The 22279-nt window shown below is 74.1% G+C and carries 17 protein-coding genes; 9 read left to right on the top strand and 8 right to left on the bottom strand.

The window, feature by feature from the left end; translation table 11 throughout:
• Positions 1-125 precede the first annotated feature (125 nt).
• Positions 126-4118, bottom strand: coding sequence for a Pls/PosA family non-ribosomal peptide synthetase (locus AB0P06_RS30935; RefSeq protein ID WP_363613159.1), 3993 nt, complete (start codon positions 4116-4118; stop codon positions 126-128).
• A gap of 633 nt (positions 4119-4751) precedes the next feature.
• On the opposite strand from AB0P06_RS30935, the gene AB0P06_RS30930 reads away from it, so the two are divergent.
• Entirely contained in the window at positions 4752-5042 is a 291-nt protein-coding gene (locus AB0P06_RS30930) for a hypothetical protein (RefSeq protein WP_363613157.1), read from the top strand.
• Positions 5043-5157: 115 nt separating this feature from the next.
• Here the strand turns inward: AB0P06_RS30930 and AB0P06_RS30925 are convergent, their stop codons facing one another.
• Together AB0P06_RS30925 and AB0P06_RS30920 are read right to left on the bottom strand one after the other, a co-directional pair.
• Positions 5158-5619, bottom strand: a complete 462-nt coding sequence (locus AB0P06_RS30925; RefSeq protein ID WP_363613155.1) for a hypothetical protein — start codon at positions 5617-5619, stop codon at positions 5158-5160.
• A 64-nt stretch (positions 5620-5683) separates the two neighbouring features.
• Positions 5684-7057, bottom strand: a complete 1374-nt coding sequence (locus tag AB0P06_RS30920) for an LCP family protein (RefSeq protein ID WP_363613153.1) — start codon at positions 7055-7057, stop codon at positions 5684-5686.
• 240 nt (positions 7058-7297) lie between these two features.
• Here AB0P06_RS30920 and AB0P06_RS30915 point away from each other — a divergent pair, with 240 nt between their 5' ends.
• From AB0P06_RS30915 to AB0P06_RS30900, 4 genes are all read left to right on the top strand, one after another.
• A complete protein-coding gene (locus AB0P06_RS30915) occupies positions 7298-7384 on the top strand; it encodes a putative leader peptide (RefSeq protein ID WP_352297720.1) in 87 nt (28 codons plus the stop codon).
• A 137-nt stretch (positions 7385-7521) separates the two neighbouring features.
• Positions 7522-8076: an NADPH-dependent FMN reductase gene (gene ssuE / locus AB0P06_RS30910; RefSeq protein WP_363613151.1), complete on the top strand. Its 555-nt coding sequence runs from the start codon at positions 7522-7524 to the stop codon at positions 8074-8076.
• Positions 8077-8427: 351 nt separating this feature from the next.
• Positions 8428-9195: an ABC transporter ATP-binding protein gene (locus tag AB0P06_RS30905; protein WP_363613161.1), complete on the top strand. Its 768-nt coding sequence runs from the start codon at positions 8428-8430 to the stop codon at positions 9193-9195.
• Between the two features lie 16 nt (positions 9196-9211).
• Entirely contained in the window at positions 9212-11782 is a 2571-nt protein-coding gene (locus AB0P06_RS30900) for an FtsX-like permease family protein (protein WP_363613149.1), read from the top strand.
• Between the two features lie 183 nt (positions 11783-11965).
• Here the strand turns inward: AB0P06_RS30900 and AB0P06_RS30895 are convergent, their stop codons facing one another.
• A complete protein-coding gene (locus AB0P06_RS30895) occupies positions 11966-13474 on the bottom strand; it encodes an LCP family protein (RefSeq protein ID WP_363613147.1) in 1509 nt (502 codons plus the stop codon).
• A 164-nt stretch (positions 13475-13638) separates the two neighbouring features.
• On the opposite strand from AB0P06_RS30895, the gene AB0P06_RS30890 reads away from it, so the two are divergent.
• Together AB0P06_RS30890 and AB0P06_RS30885 are read left to right on the top strand one after the other, a co-directional pair.
• Positions 13639-14679, top strand: a complete 1041-nt coding sequence (locus AB0P06_RS30890) for a glycosyltransferase family 2 protein (RefSeq protein ID WP_363613145.1) — start codon at positions 13639-13641, stop codon at positions 14677-14679.
• 85 nt (positions 14680-14764) lie between these two features.
• A complete protein-coding gene (locus AB0P06_RS30885) occupies positions 14765-15430 on the top strand; it encodes an N-acetyltransferase (RefSeq protein ID WP_363613143.1) in 666 nt (221 codons plus the stop codon).
• On the opposite strand, the gene AB0P06_RS30880 is transcribed toward AB0P06_RS30885, so the two are convergent.
• From AB0P06_RS30880 to AB0P06_RS30870, 3 genes are all read right to left on the bottom strand, one after another.
• The gene (locus AB0P06_RS30880) at positions 15388-17040 is read right to left on the bottom strand and encodes an LCP family protein (RefSeq protein ID WP_363613141.1); all 1653 of its coding nucleotides are present in this window, start codon (positions 17038-17040) and stop codon (positions 15388-15390) included. The two genes, AB0P06_RS30885 and AB0P06_RS30880, sit on opposite strands and share 43 nt — an antisense overlap.
• A 237-nt stretch (positions 17041-17277) precedes the next feature.
• Complete coding sequence (locus tag AB0P06_RS30875; RefSeq protein WP_363613139.1) at positions 17278-18588, bottom strand: LCP family protein; 1311 nt, start codon at positions 18586-18588, stop codon at positions 17278-17280.
• Positions 18589-18624: 36 nt separating this feature from the next.
• On the bottom strand, positions 18625-19416 hold the full coding sequence (locus AB0P06_RS30870; RefSeq protein ID WP_363613137.1) for a TIGR03089 family protein: 792 nt from the start codon (positions 19414-19416) through the stop codon (positions 18625-18627).
• 103 nt (positions 19417-19519) lie between these two features.
• On the opposite strand from AB0P06_RS30870, the gene AB0P06_RS30865 reads away from it, so the two are divergent.
• A complete protein-coding gene (locus AB0P06_RS30865; protein WP_363613135.1) occupies positions 19520-20812 on the top strand; it encodes a peptidoglycan recognition protein in 1293 nt (430 codons plus the stop codon).
• On the opposite strand, the gene AB0P06_RS30860 is transcribed toward AB0P06_RS30865, so the two are convergent.
• Positions 20809-21300, bottom strand: coding sequence for an SgcJ/EcaC family oxidoreductase (locus tag AB0P06_RS30860; RefSeq protein ID WP_363613133.1), 492 nt, complete (start codon positions 21298-21300; stop codon positions 20809-20811). The genes AB0P06_RS30865 and AB0P06_RS30860 overlap by 4 nt on opposite strands.
• Before the next feature lie 54 nt (positions 21301-21354).
• Here AB0P06_RS30860 and AB0P06_RS30855 point away from each other — a divergent pair, with 54 nt between their 5' ends.
• Entirely contained in the window at positions 21355-22272 is a 918-nt protein-coding gene (locus tag AB0P06_RS30855; RefSeq protein ID WP_363613131.1) for a DNA-3-methyladenine glycosylase 2 family protein, read from the top strand.
• Positions 22273-22279 lie beyond the last annotated feature (7 nt).

Genomic DNA, 22279 nt, shown 5'->3' with positions numbered 1-22279 from the left:
CACAGTCTGGGCGAGTACAACGCCCTGCTCGCGGCCGGCGTCTTCGACTTCGAAACGGGACTACGGCTGGTCGCCAAGCGCGGTTACGGCGGCCGACACCCGGTGCGTCGTGCCGTCCGTGACGACTACCGCACCCTGACGTACTCCGCCTCCGCCGCGGCCCGACGCGGCGTCTCCGGCGGTTCCGCCACGGCCGCGGCGGTGGCCGCGGCCACCGGCCAGGCGGCGATCGGGTTGCCCAGCCAGCGCCCCCCGTCCGGGACCTTCTCACCGCGCATCACCAGCGAGGCGGGCCCGACCGTGGTGCCGGCGCCCAGCGTCGAGCCCGGCAGCACGATGCTGTGCGGGCCGGTGGTGGCGCCCGCCCGCAGCCGCACGGCGTCCAGCCGCATCACCCGGTCGTGGAACAGATGGGTCTGCAGCACCGTGCCCCGGTTGACGCTCGCGCCCGCCTCGACCGCGACCAGGTCGCTCTCCGGCAGCCAGTGCGTCTCGCACCAGACCCCGCGGCCGATCTCGGCACCCAGGCTCCGCAGCCAGAAATTGAGGTACGGCGTGCCGGTCAGCGTCTGCCCGCCCCACGGCATGGCGAGATCCTCCACGAAGGTGTCGTACAGCTCGTTGCGCCAGACGAAGCTGGACCAGAGCGGGTGCTCGGCGGCCTTGAAACGCCCGACCAGCAGCCACTTCGCCACCGTGGTGACCAGGCAGGCGGCGATCGCGGCGGCGATCAGCACCACGCCGCCGCCGGCCAGCGAGACGGCCAGCCCGTAGCGGTCCCGCAGCTCCTGGAGCGCACCGAAGACCAGGTTGCCGAGGACGACGGCGAGCGCCAGCGGGATGAAGCGGCAGAGCTCCACCGCCGCCCGGGCCAGCACCAGCCGGCGCGGCGGGTTGTAGGTGCGGCTGTCCTCGCCCGCGTCCGCCACCCGGGGGAGGGCGAAACCGGGGCGGCCCAGCCAGGAGGAGCCGGGCTGGCTGCGCACCGGCGCGTCCGAGAGGACGCCGACCAGGGCGTGGTCGGGCAGGGTGCGGCCTGGGCCGACGATGCCGGAGTTCCCCACGAACGCCCGGCGCCCGACGCGCGCCGGGCCGACCCGCAGCCAGCCGCCGCGCAGCTCGAACGGCGCGATCAGCGTGTCGTCGGCCAGGAACGCGCCGTCGTCCACCTGCATCAGCCCGGGCAGCGCCAGCACGGTGGAGGCCTCCACCCGGCGGCCGACCTTGGCGCCGAGCATCCGCAGCCAGACCGGGGTGAACAGGCTCGCGTAGAACGGGAAGAGCGAGCGGCGCGCGGTGTCGGTCAGCCGGCTGACCGCCCAGACGCACCAGGCCACCTTGCCGTGTGCCGGGTGGAAGCCGGGCCGGATCGGCCGGCTGAACAGCCGGACCAGCAGCGCCACCAGTCCGGCGTAGCAGGCGACCGTCACCACGGTCAGCAGCACGCTGGCGGGCAGGAGCTGGATCAGCGCGCCGCCGAGCGTGCGGTCACCGTCGATGATCGAGTAGAGCAGGACGAGCGCGGGGGCGGCGGCGACCACCGGGAGCAGGCCGAGGCCGAGCAGCCCCAGCCCGTACGCCAGGTCCCAGCGGCGGGAACGGGCGCGGCGGCGCAGCCGCGGCCCGTTCGGCGCGGGCCAGGCCGGGCGCGGTTCGGTGCTGGGCCGGGCGGGGGAGCCGTGCCAGAACCCGCCCGCCGGGACGACGCCCAGGACGCAGCTGCCGGGGGCGATGTCCGCACCGGCCCCGACCCGGGCGCCGGGCATCAGGGTGGACCGGGTGCCGATCCGGGCGCCCTCGCCGATCTCCACCGTTCCGAGGTGCAGCACATCGCCGTCCAGCCACCAGCCGGCCAGGTCGACCTCGCCCTCGACGGTGCAGCCCGCGCCCAGCCGGGCCAGGCCGGTCACCGGCGGCAGGGTGTGCAGATCCACGCCCTCGCCGACCTCGCAGCCCAGGGCCCGCGCGTAGTGCCGGGCCCACGGTGTGCCGGAGAGACCGGCCACCCCGAACGCGACCGCCGCCCGCTCGGCCGTCCACACCCGCAGGTGGACGGCGCCGCCCCGGGGGTAACTCCCGGGCCGCAGACCGGCGGTGAGCAGACGGGCGGTACCGGCGCCGAGCGCCATCCGGCCGGGCGCGCTGGAGAGCAGCAGCAGCCCGGTGATGACGAGCCACCAGGACGTCTTCGGGGCCCAGGTCAGGTTGCCCCCGGTCAGGTTGTCGAGCGCGGCCAGGGCCAGCACCCAGCGCAGCCCGCCGAGGGTGAACAGCGCGGCCAGCACCAGGGTCTGCCAGAGACCCGCGCGCAGCGGGGTGGGGCGCACCCGGCGCTCCTCGTGTGGACCGCCGCCCAGCTCGTCCAGCCGGGCCGCGAGACCGGGCAGGGTGGGGTGGGCGTAGAGGTCGGCGACCGAGACGTCGGGGTAACGGGCGCGCAGCACGGAGACCAGCTTGGCGGCGGCCAGACTGGTGCCGCCCAGGGCGAAGAAGTCGCCGTCGGCGCCCACGGGTTGGCCGAGCAGCGCCTCCCACTGCCCGGCCAGCCAGCCGGCCGTGCCGTCCGGGCGGGGCCCGGCCTCCGGCTGCGGGCCGGCCGGGGCGAGCGGCCAGGGCAGCGCGTTCCGGTCGACCTTGCCGGAGGTGCGGGTGGGCAGGTCGTCCAGCACCGCCAGCACCGGTACCAGGGACTGCGGCAGCCGCTCCAGCAGGGTGCGGCGGGCGGCGGCGAGGTCGAGCGTGCCGCCCGGGCCCGGTACCAGGTACCCGACCAGCAGCTGGCCCCCGGCCGGGGTGGTCCGCACCGCGGCGGCGGCCGCCCGGACCCCGGGCAGCGCCTGGAGCGCGGCGTCCACCTCGCCGAGCTCGATCCGGCGGCCGGCCAGCTTGACCTGCTCGTCGGCGCGGCCGACGAAGACCAGGCCGCGCGGGTCGTTGCGGACGAGGTCGCCGCTGCGGTACACCCGGGCGCTGCCGAGCCGCGGATGCGCGATGAACTTCTCGGCGTCCTTGGCCGGGTCCAGATAGCGGGCGGTGCCGACGCCGCCGATCAGCAGCTCGCCGGTCTCGTCCCAGCCCACCGGGTGGCCCGTGGCGTCCACCACGGCGATCTCCCAGCCGTCCAGCGGGGCGCCGATCCGCACCGGCTCGCCGGGCAGCAGCCGGGCGGCGGTGGCGACCACGGTGGTCTCGGTGGGGCCGTAGGTGTTCCAGAACTCGCGGTGGGGCGCGGCCAGCCGCTCGACCAGCTCGGCCGGGCAGGCCTCGCCGCCGACGATGACCAGCCGGACGGCGTCCAGGCACTCGTCGGGCCAGAGCGCCAGCAGGGTGGGCACGGTGGAGACCGCCGTGATGCCGCGCTCGACCAGCCACGGGCCGAGGTCCGTCCCGGCCTTGACCAGCGAGCGGGGCGCGGGCACCAGGCAGGCGCCGTGCCGCCAGGCCAGCCACATCTCCTCGCAGGAGGCGTCGAAGGCGACGGAGAGACCGGCCAGCACCCGGTCGCCGGGGCCGAGCGGGCGCTCCCGCAGGAAGATCCGGGCCTCGGCGTCCACGAAGGCCGCGGCCGAGCGGTGGGTGACCGCGACGCCCTTGGGCCGGCCGGTGGTGCCGGAGGTGAAGATGATCCAGGCGTCGTCGGCGGGGGAGGGGCGTCCGGGCCGGCCGCCGGGCGCGCACCGCGGATCGGCGGTCAGCTGCCCGCCCGCACCGATCACCGCGCAGACCCGGGCGTCCTGCCAGATCAACTCGGCCCGCTCGTCCGGGTCGTCGGCGTCGACCGGGACGTAGGCGGCGCCGGTCCGCAGCACGGCCAGGATCGCCACGTACAGGTCGGCGGTGCCCGAGGGGACCCGGACGCCCACCCGGTCGCCGGTGCCGATGCCGTGCGCGGCCAGCCGGTCGGCGAACCGCTCGACCTCGTGCAGCAGCGCCCGGTAGTCGAGGGCCGTTCCGCCGACGTCCAGCGCCGGCGCGTGCGGGTGGGTTCCGGCGGTTCTGGCGAGGATGTCCAGCAGGCTGCGGGGCTCCGGCGCTTCGGCCACCGGCCAGCCGGCTGCACGGCCCGGCGCGGGTCGGCGCAAGGTGCCCGCCCCGCCCGTGTTCTCGTGTGCGTCCATAGGAGTTTCTTCCTCAGATCCGTGTACAGAATGACGACGCGGATGAGCCGTTCCCCCGCACGGGAGCGGCAGCGCGCGACGATCTCGATGGGGGTATCGGACGGATGCCGCGCCCATTCACCATGACTCGCCCCGGGCGTGCGCGGATGCGGAAATGGCGAGACCAAAGGAAATTCTCATCATCCATCCCGACCATTGGCCTGGGGGAGTCGGCCACTCGGCCGAATTGGTGAATCCGCAGGTGGGGACCGTGTTTCGGCGTGTGAACACGCGGACGACACACTGGAACCGCACGAAAAATCGAATGGAAGTTCACATTCCCCGCACAGGTGGAGGGTTAGGCCGATTGGCCGTCCGGACGGTCACCCGGGAACTCGGCAAACTTCTGGATAAGCAATTCCCCCGTTTTGGTGAATTGCATACGGACCAGCCGGTAATCCCTCCCTGGGCACGGGCTGGGCACCGCCTGGGCACTGGCTGGGCGCCGTCGGTGGGCCGGTCGGCCGTACGTCCCCGGGTTCGAGATGCGCGTGCGGGTGACCTGTGCTTTCGGAACGTGGCGACCCGGGTACGGACTGCCACGAAGACGGGAGCCCCCGTTCCTTCGTCACCCCTTCCCCGGAGGTATCGACCATGCGACGTCTCGCAACCGTGTGCGCCACCCTCGCCGCGGCCGGAGCGATGGCCCTGGCCGTCCCCGCCGCCGCCCTCGCCGCGTCGGGCAACCTGTACGTCAGCGGCCACCGGTACCAGAACCCGAGCGGCTGTTACGACAGCGAGCGCTGGCCGCTGTCGGTCACCAACGACACCAACGAGGTCGCCTACGTCTACGAGCACGCGGACTGCCGGGGCCGGGTGCTGGGCATCGTCCGCCCGGGCGAGGAGCGCACCTTCGAGTTCGGGGCCAGCGTCTACATCAAGTGACCCCGGGCCTCGGGTCCGAGGCCGCGTCCGGTGATCGGGGCGGGTCCGCTGGGGTGGGCCCGCCCCGCCGCATGCCGACCGTCCCGTGCGGGCCGGCCCGGGGCGCGGGGTGCGGTCAGGGAGTGGCGGCCGGGGCCCAGGTCCCTTCGCGTACACCCACCTTGCGGGCCGGGGCGCCCGCCCAGATCTCGCCGGGGCCGGTGGAGCGGGTGAGGACGGCGTTTGCGCCGACGACGGTGCCGGCGCCGACGGTCAGCACGCCCGCCTTGCACACCACCTTGGCGCCCGCGCACAGCACCGCGCCGTCCTCGACCACCACCCGCCGCATCGCGCTGAGTTCCTGCGGCACCCACGGGTCGGCCCGGCCGATCGTCACGCCGTTGTAGAGCGTCACGCCGGCGCCGAGCGTGGTGTACGGGTGCAGGACGGTGCCGAAGCCGCGGTGGAACACCGCCAGCCCGGGCCCGATGTCGACCGCCGCGGGCACCTCCACCCCGTACAGGGCGAGCGCCTCCTGGACCAGGCGGCCCAGGAGGCGGTGGCGGCGGCGGTAGATGAGTGCGGTGACGAGAGACATCCACCCATTGTGTCCGTGCGGTCACCCGGCGTCACGTCTGTCGGTCACCCGGACCCGGGAACGGTCACTTGAACTCGGGGACCGCCGTGTCGTTCTTGAAGGCGTCGAAGACCTGCTTGGCCTTGGCGGTGTCCCACTTGACCGCGGACTCACCGGTGTTGGTGCGGTAGTTCGGGTCGGCGATCGGGACGGTGATGCTCCTGCCGTCACCGCCGTTGACGTCCTTCATCGCGAGGAAGAGGGAGCCGAGGTCGGTCAGACCGGCGTCGTCGTCGACGATCAGGGTGCCGAGGCCGGAGTCCACCAGCGGGTAGAAGGTGAACGGGTTGAGCACGGTGAGGGGGGAGGCGGCCTGCTTGGCGAGGGCGCCGAGGAACTTCTGCTGGTTGCGCATGCGGCCGAGGTCCTGGTCGGCCATCTGGTGGCGCTGCCGGACGAAGGCGAGGGCCTGGGTGCCGGTGAGGTTCTGGCAGCCGGCCTTGAGGTCGAGGCCGGAGTCCTTGTCCTTGACGTCCTGCTCGATGCACATGTCCACGCCGCCGATCGAGTCGACGATGCCGACGAAGCCGGCGAAGCCTATCTCGGCGTAGTGGTCGATGTGGATGCCGGTGTTCGTTTCGACGGTCTGGGTGAGCAGCTTTCCGCCACCGGCCGCGAAGGCCGAATTGATCTTCGCCGTCGACGACTTGACGGTCTTTCCGTTGTCGCCGGGGTGCTCCGGTATCGGCACCCAGGAGTCCCGGGGGATGCTCATCAGGGTGTTCCCGTTGTCCCCGACGTGCAGGATCATCATCGAGTCGCTGCGCTTGCCGCCCGCGTGACCGGTGTGCAGGTCCTCCTCCTGGGAGTCGGAGAGGCCGTCCCTGCTGTCGGAGCCGACGATCAGCCAGTTGGTGCCCTTCCCGGCGGCCGGGCGGCCGGGGTAGTCGGCGAGCACGTTCTCGTGGTTCAGCTTGGAGTCGGCCCAGAACCAGGTGGAGACCGAGGTGACCATCAGGGCGGTCAGGACGCCGAAGACCGACCACTTGACGATGCGGCGCCGGGGCCAGCGCGACGGGCCAGGGGTGGCGGGCGGACGGGTGCCGCCCGGGGTTATCGGACCGCCGGGCCCGCCCGGCCCGCCCGGACCAGGCCGGCCGGGCGCCCCCGGACCCTGCGGCGGTACGCCCCCGGGCCGGGCCGGCTGCCCGTACCCCTGCGGCGGCGGCCCGTAGCCCTGCGGGGCCACTGGCGACTGCGCGGGCGTCCGGGCCGGCTGCCCGGCCGGCTGCGGCCGGCGCGGCGCCGGAGCGCCCGGGCCGCGCGGGTTCAGCGACGACGGCAGCGGCGGCTCGGCCCCCGAGCCGCCGCCGCGCCCGTACGCGCCGCCGCCACCACCGTTGCCGCCGCCGTACGGGTTCCCGCCGCCCCCCGGGCGGCCCTCCTGCCACGTGTTCATGTGGGAGAGGATGCCCGACGCCGGCCGCGGTGACTCCCCCCGGGGCCCCCACCAGGCCCCTTGTGGCGGTTTTGATGCACGGGCCGGATCGTTCCACCGCATCGTCCCGAAGCGCCCGCGGCCGGGCCCCGACCGGGTCCGCGGCCCGGCCCGGTGCGGCCGCGGCCGTCTCACCATGCGTCTCACCCTGTGTTCACCAGCCGGAACGATCCTTGACCGGCCGGAACGCTGCGTGTTTGCATGACTGCCATGGATCAGCGATGGACTCTCACGCGTCGGCGTCACGTCGACCTTCAGCGTGTGTCCTGCTCCCTCTGTCGTGGCTGACGCGCGCCCGTCGAACCCTCTCCGTCCTCCCCGCTCCGCCGCCGCCTTGCGGCGGCTTCAGCGTTGCGCCGTTTCCGTCCTTCCCGACGCTCCGCCGTCGTAGCGCCGTCCCCGCTTCCTGCCCCGAGGTGAACCCCATGGCCACCGTCCTGTCCGTCTCCGGCTCCCCGTCCGCGACCTCCCGCACCACCCGCCTGCTGCGCCACGTCGACGCGCGGCTCGAAGCCCGGGGCCACCACGTCGTCCCGTTCGAGGTGCGCAGCCTGCCCGCGCACGCCCTGCTCTCGGGGGACTTCTCCCACCCCGACATAGTCGCGGCCACCGAACTGTTCGCGCGGGCGGACGGCGTGGTCATCGGGACCCCGGTCTACAAGGCGGCCTACTCGGGCCTGTTGAAGACCCTGCTCGACGTGCTGCCGCAGTACGCGCTGACCGGCAAGGCCGTCCTGCCGCTGGCCACCGGCGGCTCCGCCGCGCACGTGCTGGCGGTGGACTACGCGCTGCGCCCGGTGCTCAGCTCGATGGGCGCCGGCCACATCACCCAGGGCTGGTTCGTGCTCGACCGCCACATCACCGTCGGGGAGGACGGCGGCACCACCATCGAGCGGGAGACGGACGTGCTGCTCACGCCGGTGGTCGAGGCGTTCGCGACCGCGCTGGAGCGGCTCGCCGCACCCGCCCTCACCGCCTGAGGATAATTGACGCACCGTCAGGAATTCTCCCGTACGGGCCGACCCTGAGGAGGGGCGCCGCTACCCCTAGGGGGAGGGGCGCCCCTCCCCGTACATCTCCGGTTGGGCCGCTTCATCCCGGCGGATGACGAGTGATCCGCGGGCCGCTCCTAACGTTGTCCTTATCCCCACTCGTGCGAACGAGGGCGAGGCTCAGCGGAACCGGAGCCGGCCACACGCGATGGGTGGTGCTAACTCCCGGTCGAGGACTACCGCCTCCGCCATGTCGCAGGACAGGCGGGGGCGGCGAGGCTGGGGGCAACGGGTGGGCCCACTTCTTAGGAGACTTCAGTGACGACGGCAGCAGCAGCCGTGTACGACCCCCAGCTTCCCGCCGGCGACGCCGGTGTCGCGGCCTCGGCCCGGCAGGTGACCAAGGCCTACGGCTCGGGCGAGACCAGGGTCACCGCGCTGGACGCGGTGGACGTCGACATCCAGCGCGGCCGCTTCACCGCGATCATGGGCCCCTCCGGCTCCGGCAAGTCGACCCTGATGCACTGCCTGGCCGGCCTGGACACCGTCACCGAGGGCCGGATCTGGATCGGTGACACCGAGATCACCGGCCTGAAGGACAAGCAGCTGACCAGGCTGCGCCGGGACAAGATCGGCTTCATCTTCCAGGCCTTCAACCTGCTCCCGACGCTGAACGCGCTGGAGAACATCACGCTCCCGATGGACATCGCCGGCCGCAAGCCGGACACCGCCTGGCTGGAGCAGGTCGTGGAGACCGTCGGCCTGGCGGGCCGCCTCAAGCACCGTCCGACCCAGCTCTCCGGCGGCCAGCAGCAGCGCGTCGCGGTGGCCCGGGCGCTGGCCGCCCGCCCCGAGATCATCTTCGGCGACGAGCCCACCGGCAACCTCGACTCCCGGGCCGGCGCCGAGGTGCTGACCTTCCTGCGCCGCTCGGTGGACGAACTGGGCCAGACCATCGTCATGGTCACCCACGACCCGGTCGCCGCCGGCTACGCGGACCGCGTGCTGTTCCTCGCCGACGGTGTGATCGTCGACGAGATGTACGCCCCCACCGCCGACTCCGTCCTCGAACGCATGCGCCGTTTCGACGGCAAGCGCACGAGCTGAGCGGGGAACCGGAACCATGCTGCTCAAGACCTCACTGAGAAGCTTCTTCGCCCACAAGGGGCGGATGGCACTCTCCCTGATCGCGGTCGTCCTGTCGGTCGCGTTCGTCTCCGGGACCCTGGTGTTCTCCAACACCGCCACCGGCACGTTCGACCGGCTCTTCGCCTCGACCGCCTCCGACATATCCGTCCAGCCCGCCAAGACCGGCCTCGACGGCGAGGAGGACGACGACGCGCGCGGCAGGACCGCCACCCTGCCGGTGGACGTCGTCCAGAAGGTGGCCGCCACCACCGGCGTGAAGCAGGCCATCGGCCAGATCATGATCGCCAACGCCACCCTGGTCAACCCGGTCACCAACAAGGCCGTCGGCCCGACCAGCGGTGCGCCGACCCTGACCGGCAGCTGGACGGACACCCCGCGCAGCTCGGTGGAGGTCACCAGCGGCCATGCGCCGCAGGGCCCCGACCAGATCGTGCTGGACGCCGACACGGCCAAGAAGGCCGGGCTCGGCCTCGGCGGCAGGCTCCGCGTCATCACCGTCGAGGGCAAGCACGACTTCTCCATCGTCGGCATCGTCTCCTTCAAGACCACCAACCCGGGCGCGGCGCTGGCCTTCCTGGACACCGCCACCGCGCAGCAGGTCCTGCTCGGCACCACCGCGTACACCTCCGTCGAGGTCTTCGGCGACGGCAGCCGCAGCAACGACCAGCTCAAGGCCGACGCGGCCGGCACGACGGGCGGCGGCTACCAGATCAAGACGGCGGCGGAGCAGAAGGAGGAGAACAACAAGAGCATCGGCTCCTTCCTCGGCTTCATGAAGAACGCGATGCTCGGCTTCGCGGTCGTCTCGGCGCTGGTCGGCGGCTTCCTGATCGTCAACACCTTCTCCATGCTGGTCGCCCAGCGCACCCGGGAGATCGGGCTGCTGCGCGCCGTCGGCGGCAGCCGCAAGCAGGTGAACCGCTCGGTGCTGGTGGAGGCGCTGATCCTCGGCGTGCTCGGCTCCACCATCGGCATCGGCGCGGGGCTCGGCCTCGCCGTCGGCCTGATGCAGCTGATGAAGGCCGTCGGCATGAACCTCAACACCGACGACCTGCAGATCGGGCCGGACGCGGTGGTGTACGGCTACCTGCTGGGCGTCGGGGTCACCCTGGTGGCGGCGTGGTTCCCGGCCCGCCGGGCCAGCAGGATCGCGCCGATCGCCGCCCTGCGCGACCACGGCACCCCGGCCGAGGGCCGGTCCAACACCGTCCGCACGGTGATCGGCCTCGTCCTGACGGCGGGTGGCGGCGGACTGCTGGTGCTGGCCGCCAAGGCCGACAAGGCGGCCACCGGCGGGGCGTACCTGGGCCTGGGCGTCCTGCTCACCCTGCTCGGCTTCGTCGTCCTCGGCCCGCTGCTGGCCACCGCCGTGATCCGGGTGCTCGGCGCGCTGCTGCCCGCCCTGTTCGGCCCGTCCGGCAAGCTCGCCCAGCGCAACGCGATGCGCAACCCGCGGCGTACCGGTGCCACCGCCGGCGCGCTCATGATCGGGCTGGCGCTGGTGATCGGCGCCTCGGTGTTCACCTCCTCGATGGTCAAGTCCTCCACCGAGCAGATCGACAAGTCGGTCGGCGCGGACTACATCATCTCGGGCGGCCGGACCGGCCTCAGCGCCGAGATGGTCACCGCCGCGCGGAACACCCCCGGCCTGGACCACGTCACCGAGCAGAAGAACATGCCGGCGAAGCTCACCACGCCGGACGGCAACACGACGAAGTCCTTCCTCGCCGCGGTGTCGGAGCGCTTCACCGACGACTTCCGGCTCCCGGTCACGTCCGGTACGGCGGCCTCGGTCCAGCAGGGCTCGCTGGCGGTCGGCGAGGAGTACGCCAAGGAGCGCAACCTCAAGGTCGGCGACACCATCAAGGTCGAGTACGCCAAGGGCCACGTCCAGTCGCTGCCGGTCGGGGTCGTGCTGGCCAAGGGCTCGCTCTTCGACGGCGCCGTCTTCGTGGCCATCGACACCGTCGCCAAGGCCGTCCCGGCGGCCGAGCTGCCGCTCGACAGTTCGGTCTACGGCACGGCCGCCGCCGGAGCGGACATCACCAGGACGCTCGCCGCGCTGGAGGACTCGCTCAAGGAGTACCCGCAGCTCGGCATCAAGGACCAGGCCGGCTACAAGGACCTCGTGCAGGGCCAGGTCAACACCCTGCTCTACATGGTCTACGGCCTGCTCGGCCTGGCGATCGTGGTCGCGGTGCTCGGCGTGGTCAACACCCTGGCGCTGTCGGTGGTCGAGCGCACCCGGGAGATCGGCCTGCTGCGGGCGATCGGCCTCTCGCGCCGCCAGCTGCGCCGGATGATCCGGCTGGAGTCCGTGGTCATCGCCCTGTTCGGGGCCGTCCTCGGCACCGGCCTCGGCCTGGCCTGGGGCATCACCGGGCAGCAGGTGCTGAAGGACCAGGGGCTGGCGACGCTGGCCGTGCCGGTCGGCACGATCGTCGCGACGCTGGCCGCCTCGGTGGTCATCGGTCTGCTGGCCGCTCTCGTCCCGGCCTTCCGGGCCGGGCGGATGAACGTCCTCGCGGCGATCGCGACGGACTGACCCCGCCACGGGGGCCTTCCCGGCCGGGGGACAGCGCCGGGGAGGGCATGGGCGGGGCAGGGGGAACGGGGGGAACCGGGGGGACGGGGGACCGTGGGGGCCGGGTGCGACACCGCATCCGGCCCCCGCGGCGTGTCCGGCCCGGGCCGGGACGGTCGGGGAGGTCGGGGCGATCCGGGGCGGTCAGGGACAGAGGATGTCCGCCGCCTTGTCGGCGGTCACGGTCGTGGCGGCGGAGGGCACCGGGGGAGCGGGGGGAACCGACGGTGCGCCGGCGGCCGGGCCGGTGGTGGGGCTCGGGGGCGTCTGGTAGGCGGTGCCCGCGTACACCTGGAGGGTGGGCCCGAGCCCCGCGACGGCCGTCAGCTCGGCGCCCGGCAGGGCGGCGGCCAGCGTCCGGGCCGACTCGTCCCAGCGCGGGTCGTACCGGATCGCCGTCCGCGCGGCCGGCCCGCCCGCCGGGGCGTTGGACGGCGCGCCGGTGGTCGCGAAGCCCGCCCGTCGCAGGTCGCCGTCGACCCGGGAGCCGAGCCCGGCGGTCCCGGCCGCGTTGAACACCTGGACGTGCACCTGCTCGGGCGTCACGGCGGGCTTGGCGGCCGGCGCGGTGGCGGGGGCCGTCGGGGGAACCGCTGTGGGGGCGGCGGTGGGCGCCGCCGTGGGAACCGCCTCGTCCAGCGGCCGCCCGTCCCGGACGGCGTCGAACAGGGCCTTGGCCCCCGCCTGGTCCCAGAGCACCGTCGAGCCCCAGCCGTTCACCTGGTGGTCCAGCTGCGCCAGCGGCACCGTGGCGAAGTCCGCCTTGCCCGCCGAGAGGTCCTTCATCCTGGTCGCCAGGGTGATCAGTTCGTCCGCCGTGAGGTCCTTGTCGGCCTTGACCGAGCCCAGCAGGCTGTCCGTGACCCGCGCCAGCCGGACCGGGTTGAGCAGGGTGCCGCCGCTGGTCACCTGGTGCATCAGCTGGGCGACGAGCCGCTGCTGCCGGTGCATCCGCCCGAGGTCGGAGCTGCCGTCGACGTGCCGGGCGCGGACGTACTTGAGCGCCCCGGCGCCGTCCAGGGTGCTGGTGCCGGCCGGCAGGTCGAGCCCGGAGTACTCGTCCTTCAGCGGCTTGGCGGTGCAGACCCGCACCCCGCCGACGGCGTCCACGGCGGAGACGAACCCGGCGAAGTCCACCTGGAGGTAGTGGTCGATCCGCAGCCCGGTGTTCTGCTCGACGGTGGCGACGGTGAGCTGCGGCCCGCCCATCCCGTACGCGGCGTTGATCTTGCCCTTGCCGGCCGGCACCTCCTTGCGGGTGGCCGGGTCGCGGTGCGCGGGGATGTCCACGTAGGAGTCGCGCGGGATGCTGACCACGCTGGCCCGGGCGCCGTCCCTGGCGAGCTGGACGATCATCATGGTGTCGGTGCAGCGGCAGGACTCGCCCCCGGCGTGCAGCACCTCCTTGAGGGTCTTCTCCGGGATGCCCGAGCGGTCGTCGGTGCCGACCACCAGGAAGGTGGTGGCCCCGTCGTCGGCCGGTCTGGCCTGGTCGCCGCCGAAGGCGTCGACCCGGTCGATCGAGCCGAGGCCGTGCAGCACCGCCCAGCCGCCGCAGGAGGTGGTGAGGACGGCGAAGGCGATGCCTGCGGCCAGCCGGCGGGGCCAGGAGCGGCGCCGCCGGGGACGGGCGGAGAGGGGGGAGACGGGCATCTCTCGGATGGTAGGGGTGGCTCGCACTAGGCCGGGTGAGGGCGCGCCGGGGGTGGGTAGTACGGTGGGCCTGATTGGCGAAACGTTCCTTCAGCGAGGGGTACGAGGAGCCGCCCAGACCGGGACAAGACGGCGACCCGCCCGCACCGGTACGGTTGGCCCCGATGAACACCAAGGCTGCTGAGGAGCTGCCGGCGGTCTCCGTGATCATGCCGGTGCTCAACGAGGAACGACACCTGCGCACGGCCGTCCGGCACATCCTGGAACAGGACTACGCCGGGCCGATGGAGGTGGTGATCGCCCTCGGTCCGTCCTCCGACCGCACCGCGCAGATCGCCGCCGAGCTGACCGCCGAGGACCCGAGGGTCAGGACGGTGGAGAACCCCACCGGCCGCACCCCCGCCGGGCTGAACGCCGCGATCCGCGGCTCCAGCCATCCGATCGTGGTCCGCGTCGACGGGCACGGCCTGCTCACCCCGGGGTACATCACCACCGCGGTCCGGCTGCTCGGCGAGATGGAGGCCGCCAACGTCGGCGGCATCATGCACGCCGAGGGCGAGACCGAGTGGGAGAACGCGGTCGCCGCCGCGATGACCTCGAAGATAGGCGTCGGCAACGCCGCCTTCCACACCGGAGGCCTGGCCGGCCCGGCGGACACCGTCTACCTCGGGGTGTTCCGGCGCGAGGTGCTGGAGAAGCTGGGCGGCTACAACGAGGAGTTCGTCCGCGCCCAGGACTGGGAGCTCAACTACCGCATCCGCCAGGACGGCGGACTGGTCTGGTTCACCCCGCAGCTGCGGGTCACCTACCGGCCCCGGCCGAGCGTGCGGGCGCTGGCGAAGCAGTACAAGGACTACGGCCGCTGGCGCCGGGTGGTCACCCGCTACCACAAGGGCTCGGTCAACCTCCGCTACCTCGCCCCGCCGGCCGCCTTCGTCGGCGTGACGCTCGGGCTGGTGCTCGGTGCCGCCGTCCACCCGGTCTTCCTCGCGGTGCCCGGCGCCTACCTGCTCGGCATCGTCGGCGGCGCGCTGGTCGAGGGCCGCGGGCTGGCGCCGAAGGCGAAGGCGATGCTGCCGGTGGCCTTCGCGACCATGCACCTCAGCTGGGGCTTCGGCTTCCTCACCTCGCCGAGCTCGCTGGCCCGCCGGGTGATCGGCAGCCGCGCCCCGTCCGCCACGGACGTGGTGACCGAGGGCCGCTGACCCGGCGCAGCCCGGCCGACCGCAGTCCGGCCGATCCCACCGACCCGCCCTCCTGACCCGCCGCCCGGCGCTATCGCCGGTCGCCATGGGGACAGTCGAGGGCGGGTCCGTCGTCGGTGCCCGTGTCGAGCCGGGCGCGGACGTGGACGGACGGGCGGTGCTCGGCGCCGGGACGACGGTCTGGCACCTCGCCCAGGTGCGCGAGGACGCGGTGATCGGCGCCGACCGCGTCATCGGACGCGGCGCCCACGTCGGCCCCGGCGTGCGGATCGGGGACCGGGTCGAACTCCAGAACCACGCGCTGGTCCACGAACCCGCGATGGCCGAGGACGGGGTGTTCATCGGCCCGGCGGCCGTGCTCACCAACGACCTCCACCCCCGGTCGGTGGTCGAGGACGGCCGGCTGAAGCGCGGGGACGACTGGCACGCCCAGGGCGTGACGCTCCGCGAGGGCTGCTCGGCCGGCGGCCGCGCCGTCCTGGTCACCGGGGTGACGGCCGGCCGCCGGGCGCTGGTGGCGGCGGGCGGCGTGGTCCACCGGGACGTCCCGGACTTCGCCCTGGTCGCCGGTGTACCGGCCCGCCGGATCAAGTGGGTCGGCCGGGCCGGCGAGCCGCTGGAGCCCGACGGCCCCGGCCGCTGGCGCTGCCCGCGCACCGGCGAGGAGTGCCGGGAGACGGGCGGCCTCCTCGCCGAGGCCCGAGCGGCCTACTTGGCGCAGGCGTCGGTGTCGTCGGCCTGGACGCGCTGAAGGTCCTTGGGTGCCTCGGTCGGCACGGCGGCCGGGTTCGCGGGAGCCGCCAGCACGTCCTTGCCGAGGGCCAGCACCAGAGCGTCCCTGGTGCCGGCCTTCGGGTCCTCCCTGACCGCGTCGGCGGGCAGGCCGAGGGCGGCGGCCAGCGCGGCCGCCTCGGTCGACCGGCCGGCCGGGTAGGACACCGAACTGGCCGGTGTGGCAGGCATGTTGGCGCCGGTGGCGGCCCTGGTGAAGCCCTTCGCCTGGAGCTTGTCGACGGCCTGCTGGGCCTGCCCGGGCGTCCCGCTGCCGTTGCGCACCGTCACCCGGAGGCCCTTGGTGTCCACGGCCGGGGTGGTGGCCGTCGGCCCGGGGGCGGGGGTGGTCGGGGCGCCGGCCCCGGGCGTGGCGGGGGCGGCCGGGGTGGCCGTCTCGGTCAGCGAGCGGTCGTTCGCGATCATCGAGAACAGCTGCCCGGCGTCCGGCTGCTTGAGCACCAGCCGGTCCTTGTCCTTGGGGTCGTCCAGCACCGGCACGGTGGCGAAGGTGATGTTCTTGGTGTCCACCTTGCTGACGTCCAGCGCCAGGTCCTTCAGCTTGTCGACGCTGCCGATCCCGGAGTCCACGGTGAGCGCCTTGGTGGCGGCGTCGGCGAGCTTCCACAGCTTGGCCGGGTTGGTCAGGGTGTCGCCGCTCTTGACGGCGCGGATCATCGAGCTGATGAACTGCTGCTGGAGCGGGATCCGGGTGAGGTCCCCGCCCAGGCCGACGGCGTGCCGGGTGCGGACGAAGGCCAGCGCCTCGTCGCCCTGCACCACGTGCCGGCCCTTGCTCATCTTCAGGTGCGAGTCGGGGTCGTTGATGTCCTTGGCCGCGCACACCTCGACCCCGCCGACGGCGGCGGAGAGCGTCTTCACGGCTTCGAAGTTGACCATCACGAAGTGGTCGACCCGAATGCCCGTCACCTTCTCGACGGTCTTCCAGCTGCACCCCGGGTCACGGCCGTCCTGACCGAGACTGGTGTTGAACATCGCGCGCGTCGAGCCCGGGATTTTCTTGCCGTCACCGCTCTGGCATTCCGGGATCGGCACCATCAGATCGCGCGGAATGCTGATCACGGTCGCATTGCTGCGGTCCTTGGCGACATGGAACAGCAGGGTGGTGTCGGCGTGTCCGGCGCTGCCCTCGTCGCCGTACTCGCGGCCGAGGCCCTCCCGGCTGTCGGTGCCGAGCACCAGGATGTTCAGCGCGTCGCCGGCCGCCTTGGGCCGCTCCTCCTCGCTGCCCAGCTGCACCTTGACGGCGGTGATGTTGCTGTTGAGGTGCTGGTACACGTAGTACGCGCCGCCGCAGCCGGCCGCCAGGACCATCGCGCCGATCCCGGCCGTCCACTTCAGCACCCGCCGCCGACGGCTCCGTTTGGCGGCGCCGGCCCTGCGGTGGGCGGCCCGGCCGCCGCCGTCGCGACGGCCCGGCGGGGGTGCGGCGGCCGCCGACGGCTCCGGGGCGGGCTTCCGGCGGCGCTGCGGCGGGATGGCGGCGGCGGGGTCGAGCCGGTACTGCCCGGTCTCCGGATCGAGCACCCACTGGTCGGCGGGGTCGACCTCCTGTTGGTCCTGCTGCACGGGGCTTCCCTCCCTCCGACCGGTCCACGGGCCGGTGCGCGGATGCCGCGCGCCGACCCGGACACACTAGACGAGTCGCGTGGGGGAATTGTTCCTGATGTGATCTCCGCCATGTTCCCGGGCGTCAATTCACCAGGTAAATCAGGGTCCGGGAATTTCCCTCGAAAGCCTTCGAAGGAATGATCCGCACACAAAAGAGTGACCCTGACCTGCGATCAGTGCCCGGTGCCGGGCGGGTCAGTGCGCTGCGCAGGCGTCCACATCGGCGGTGCGTCCCTCGAACGTGGGCGAGGCGGACGGGTCGGCTGACGCCTCGGCAGTCTGGGCGGTCCCGTCCGAGCCGGCTGCGGCGGACGCGGTCGCCCCGGCGCCCGGTCCGGTGGCGGGTCCGGTGCCCCGGGCGGTGACGGAGCCCGGCGGGCGGACGACGACCGGACGGTCGTCGCGCAGCGTGGTGAACAGCTGGGTGGTCTGCGGCTGCACGAACTCGTCCCGGTCCGAGTCGAAGCGGTACGGGCGGCGCGGCGCGGTCAGGAACACCACGTTCGCCGAGGGGATGTCGCGCAGGTCCTGGGTGAGGTCGTAGAGCGCGCCCAGCGAGGAGAGGCCCCCGTCGGCCTTCACCGAGGAGGTCGCGGCGTCCAGCACCGGCCAGAGCCTGGCCGGGTTCAGCAGCACGCCCTGCGACTGCGCCTTGCGGATCAGCGACGCCAGGAACTGCTGCTGACGCCCCATTCGCTGGGTGTCGCTGCCGTCGCCGAGGGTCTCCCGGGCCCGGACGTAGCCGAGCGCCTGCTCGCCGTTCAGGGTCAGCCGCCCGGCCGGCAGGTCCAGCCTGGCGTCCTTGTCGTGGATCGGCTGGGGGACGCACACCTCGACCCCGCCCACGGCGTTCACCATCGACTTGAAGCCGGTGAAGTCGAGGATCACATGGTGGTCGATCCGGATGCCGCTCAGCTGCTCGACGGTGCGGATCGAGCAGGCCGCGCCGCCGATCTCGAACGCCCAGTTGAACTGCATCAGCCCGGGTTTGTTCCGGGTGCCGTCCGGCTTCTCGCAGGCCGGGACGGTGACCATGACGTCGCGCGGGATGGAGACCGCCGTCGCGTGCTTCCGGTCCGCCGCCAGGTGCAGCAGGATCGTGGTGTCCGAGCGCCGGCCGCCGGCCTCGCCGTACGAGGCGTTCGCGCCCGTCCGGTCGTCGCTGCCGATCAGCAGGATGTTCTCGGCACCCTTGGCCCCGGCGGTCCGGCTGGGCCGCTCGGCCTCCAGCTGGGCCAGCAGCCGGTCGGTGGCGGTGTCGGTGCCGATGTTGCCGTCGAGCTTGCGGTAGGCGATCCAGAGCAGTGCGCCGGAGGCGACCAGCAGGAAGGCGAAGGCGCCGGCGGTGATCATCAGCCACCGCCGGCGCCCTCGTCCGGGTGCGGTCGGGGAGCCCGGCCGGGGGACGTCCGGCTTCGGCGCGTCCGGGTCGGGGAGGCCCGGGGTCGGGGAGGCCCCGGGCGGGGGGCGCTCGGTCGGGGGGTGCTCGGTGTCGTCCTCGGCCATGGCAGGGATCCCTACCCGCCGGGCCGGACCCGGGGGTTACCCGAGGCGCAGTGTCACCCGTTCGGACTCCGCCCGCTTCTCCCACTGCTCGGCGGTCAGGTCCTGCGAGTTGCGGCAGAGCACCACCGAGGCGCCGGCCGCCAGCGGCGCGAGCAGTCCGGCCTCCAGGCCCGTCCAGTCGTCGTACGAGAGCGTGGACAGCACCCGGTCGCCGGGCCCCAGGTCGAGCCGGACGGCGCCCTCGCGGGCCAGCGCGACGGTCTGCTCGCCGGTCAGCTTCAGCGGCAGCCCGTCGACCTCGGTCTCCAGCGCGGGCGCGTCCGGGGTGACGGGGGAGTACGGCGCGAAGCGGTCACCCTGGCCGGGCACCTCGGCGGCGTAGTCGAGGAAGCCGTCCGGGCGCTGGGGGAAGCGTCCGCCGAGCGGGCGCAGGGCGAGGGCCACCCGCTCCCCCTCGCAGGCGTGGGCGGCGGCCAGGCCGTCCGGGCCGCTGACCACCAGGTCGGCGGTGCCGGGCTCGCCGCCCGGGACGGCCGCCACCCCCACCGACCAGCAGGCCAGCAGCCAGACGGCGCTCTGCCAGTGGGCGGGCAGGAGGAGGGCGGCGCGGTCGCCCGGGCCGGCGTTCAGCTCGTCCTGGAGCAGGTTGGCCGTCTTGGCCACCCAGTTGTCGAAGGTCCGGGCGGAGAGCTCGACCCGTTCGCCGGTCGCGTCGTCGTAGAAGGTGACCAGCGGGGCGGCGGGGTCGACTGAGGGAGTGCCACCTCGCAGGTATGCGTGCAGCAGCTCGACGGGGGTTCGGGCATCGGCAGCGAAATGCGCAGTCATGGTGCGCCCCAGCCTACGGCCTTCGGGTGGGCCACCGGGAGGGGAGGCGGGCCGGGTGGGAGTGACGTGGCGACACTGTCTGTTTGCGGTGAACATCCCTTCTATGACCCTTCATCTTCCGGCCGCCGCTCTCGCCGGCTGCACCGCCGTCCTGCTCCTCCAGCCCGTCACCGCCGCCGCCGAACCGGCCCCGCGGCCACGGACCCCGGCCGGCGGCGGCTCGGTCACCTCGCTCCCGCTGACCGCGATATCCACCGGGGCCACCGGGCGTGCCGGGCCCGCCGGACGCGGCCTCGCGGCGCGCGCCACCCGGCCGTTCGAGCTGCTCGGGGTCGGCTGGGACGGCTCCGCGGCGGCGCTCGCGGACGGCTCGGTCCGGGTGCGCGTCCGGTCCGCCGCCACCGGCGCCTGGAGCGGCTGGCACGACCTGGACACGGACGGCGCCGACGGCCCCGACGGCCCTGACAGCGCCGAGGGCCCTGACGGCCCCGACGGGCCGCCGCACGGTGCGACGGCGCCGCTCTGGACCGGGCCGAGCGACGGTGTCGCGGTCGAGGTCGTCCCGGGCCCCGCCGGGCCGCCGCCCGGACTGCGGGTCGAACTGGTCGACCCCGGGCAGGGCGCGGACGCGGCCACCGCCCAGGTGCTGCCCGGGAGCCCGGCGGACGGGCACCAGGCCCCCCGCCCCACCGTCGTCACCCGGGCCGGCTGGGGCGCCGACGAGTCGCTGCGGGAAGAGGGCTTCGTCTACACCGGCCCGGTCCGGGCGGTCTTCGTCCACCACACCGCCACCGCCACCGAGTACGACTGCGCCGACGCGCCCCGGGTGATCAGGGCGCTGTACCAGTACCACGTACAGAGCAACGGCTGGCGGGACATCGGCTACAACTTCCTGGTGGACCGCTGCGGCACCGTCTACGAGGGCCGGGCGGGCGGCGTCGGCCTGCCCGTGCGGGGCGCGCACACCCTCGGCTTCAACACCGACTCGGCGGGCGTCGCGGCGATCGGCACGTTCACCACCGACGTCCCGCCGGAACCCCTGCTGGACGGGATCGCCCGGACGGCCGCCTGGAAGCTCGGCCTCACCGGCCAGGACGCGGCCGGCCGCGTCCAGCTGGTCTCCGCGTCCTCCGCCAGCCGCTACCCCAAGGGCAGCAAGGCCGACTTCGACGCCGTCTCCGGCCACCGGGACGGCTTCAACACCGAGTGCCCCGGTTCGGTCCTCTACGAGCGCCTCCCCGGCATCCGTGCCGCGGCCGCCCGTCTCCAGCACGCCGACGGCGCCCCGGCCCCGGACCCAGTCCCGGCTCCGGATTCGGGCCCGGCTCCTGCTCCGGACTCGGCCCCGGCTCCTGCTCCGGACGCAGCTCCTGCTCCTGCTCCGGCTGCGGGCTAACCCGGCCCCGGGCCGCGCCCGACCAGGGCGCGCAGCTCGGCGGTCAGCTCCCGGGCGAGGTCCGGTCGCAGGTCGTAGCGGGCCGGGGTGTTCTGCAGCAGCGCGATCCGCCAGCCGGCGCCCGCGTTGACCGCGATCACCGTCTGCAGGGCGTTGAGCGCCGGGTCGAGGTCCTCGGCGTCGTCCGGGACCAGGCCCGCGACGGCGTCCAGCTGCGCCACCCCCGGCCCGAGCGCCCGTACCCGGTGCACCCTCGCCACGTACTCGGGGGTGGCGTGGTCGGCGAAGAGCCGGCCCAGCTCGGCGGCGATCACCGACCGTCCGCTGTGCCGGGTGCCGTCGAAGCCGATCACCTCCCCGTCCTCGGCGAACGGTCCGGCGAAGGCCGGGCCGTCGCGCAGGTTCCAGCCCTCCAGCACCCGGTGGTAGAGCGCGCGCACCGCGCTCCGGTCCCCGGGGGACAGTTCGGGCAGCCGCGTATCGTTCATACCCCCATGGTCGGGGAAGGCGGTGGGGCGGGACAGCGGAGGAGGCGTACGGCGGTGACGGGCGAGGCGGTACGGCGCTGGCGGCCGGGCTTCCCGCTGGACGCGGCCCGCACCCTGCTGCCACTGCGGCGCGGCCCCGCCGACCCGGCGTACCGGACCACCGGCGACGGCGCGATCTGGCGGGCCTCCCGCACCCCGGCCGGGGTCGGCACGCTGCGGGTGCTGGCCCGCCCGGCCGACGGCGAGGTGGAGGCGCGGGCCTGGGGGCCGGGCGCCGACTGGCTGCTGGAGCGGCTGCCCGCGCTGCTCGGCGCGGAGGACGAACCGGCGGGCCTGGTGCTGCCGCCCGGCCCGCTGCGGGAGGCCCGGCGGCGGGCGGCCGGGCTCCGGCTCGGGCGCACCGGCCTGGTCCTGGAGTCGCTGGTGCCGGCGATCCTGGAGCAGAAGGTGACCACCGACGAGGCGTACCGCTCCTGGCGCACCCTGCTGCGGGACTTCGGCACCCCGGCGCCCGGCCCCGCCGAGGGCATGCGGGTGGCGCCGTCGGCCCGCGAGTGGGCGCTCGTCCCCAGCTGGGAGTGGCACCGCGCGGGGGTGGACCCGAAGCGCTCCGCCACCGTCCAGCGCGCCGTCCGGCTGGCACCCCGGCTGGAGGAGGCGTCCGCCCTCGGCCACGACGCCGCCTTCGCCCGGCTCACCGCCGTCCCCGGCATCGGCCTCTGGACGGCCGCCGAGACGCTCCAGCGCAGCAACGGCGACCCGGACGCGGTCTCGGTCGGCGACTACCACCTCCCCAACCTGGTCGGCTGGGCCCTGGCCGGCCGCCCCCGCAGCGACGACGCCCAGATGCTCGCCCTGCTGGAGCCCTACCGCCCGCACCGCCACCGGCTCTGCCGCCTCCTCCTCGCCACCGCCTCCCACGCCCCCCGCTACGGCCCCCGCCTGACCCCCAACGACCACCGGGGGCGATAGGCGACGG

This window comes from Kitasatospora sp. NPDC088351 (assembly GCF_040685575.1).
Taxonomy (GTDB): Bacteria; Actinomycetota; Actinomycetes; order Streptomycetales; family Streptomycetaceae; genus Kitasatospora.
Note: the sequence above shows the minus strand (reverse complement) of the source record. Positions and strands in the feature narration are given on the sequence as shown.

Coding starts and splice junctions, on each gene's coding strand:
- AB0P06_RS30870 (WP_363613137.1), bottom strand. CDS start 19,416: ATGACTGCGCATTTCGCTGCCGATGCCCGAACCCCCGTCGAGCTGCTG.
- AB0P06_RS30930 (WP_363613157.1), top strand. CDS start 4,752: ATGCGACGTCTCGCAACCGTGTGCGCCACCCTCGCCGCGGCCGGAGCG.
- AB0P06_RS30875 (WP_363613139.1), bottom strand. CDS start 18,588: ATGGCCGAGGACGACACCGAGCACCCCCCGACCGAGCGCCCCCCGCCC.
- ssuE (WP_363613151.1), top strand. CDS start 7,522: ATGGCCACCGTCCTGTCCGTCTCCGGCTCCCCGTCCGCGACCTCCCGC.
- AB0P06_RS30915 (WP_352297720.1), top strand. CDS start 7,298: ATGACTGCCATGGATCAGCGATGGACTCTCACGCGTCGGCGTCACGTC.
- AB0P06_RS30895 (WP_363613147.1), bottom strand. CDS start 13,474: ATGCCCGTCTCCCCCCTCTCCGCCCGTCCCCGGCGGCGCCGCTCCTGG.
- AB0P06_RS30900 (WP_363613149.1), top strand. CDS start 9,212: ATGCTGCTCAAGACCTCACTGAGAAGCTTCTTCGCCCACAAGGGGCGG.
- AB0P06_RS30890 (WP_363613145.1), top strand. CDS start 13,639: ATGAACACCAAGGCTGCTGAGGAGCTGCCGGCGGTCTCCGTGATCATG.
- AB0P06_RS30860 (WP_363613133.1), bottom strand. CDS start 21,300: ATGAACGATACGCGGCTGCCCGAACTGTCCCCCGGGGACCGGAGCGCG.
- AB0P06_RS30935 (WP_363613159.1), bottom strand. CDS start 4,118: ATGGACGCACACGAGAACACGGGCGGGGCGGGCACCTTGCGCCGACCC.
- AB0P06_RS30920 (WP_363613153.1), bottom strand. CDS start 7,057: ATGAACACGTGGCAGGAGGGCCGCCCGGGGGGCGGCGGGAACCCGTAC.
- AB0P06_RS30885 (WP_363613143.1), top strand. CDS start 14,765: ATGGGGACAGTCGAGGGCGGGTCCGTCGTCGGTGCCCGTGTCGAGCCG.
- AB0P06_RS30865 (WP_363613135.1), top strand. CDS start 19,520: ATGACCCTTCATCTTCCGGCCGCCGCTCTCGCCGGCTGCACCGCCGTC.
- AB0P06_RS30925 (WP_363613155.1), bottom strand. CDS start 5,619: ATGTCTCTCGTCACCGCACTCATCTACCGCCGCCGCCACCGCCTCCTG.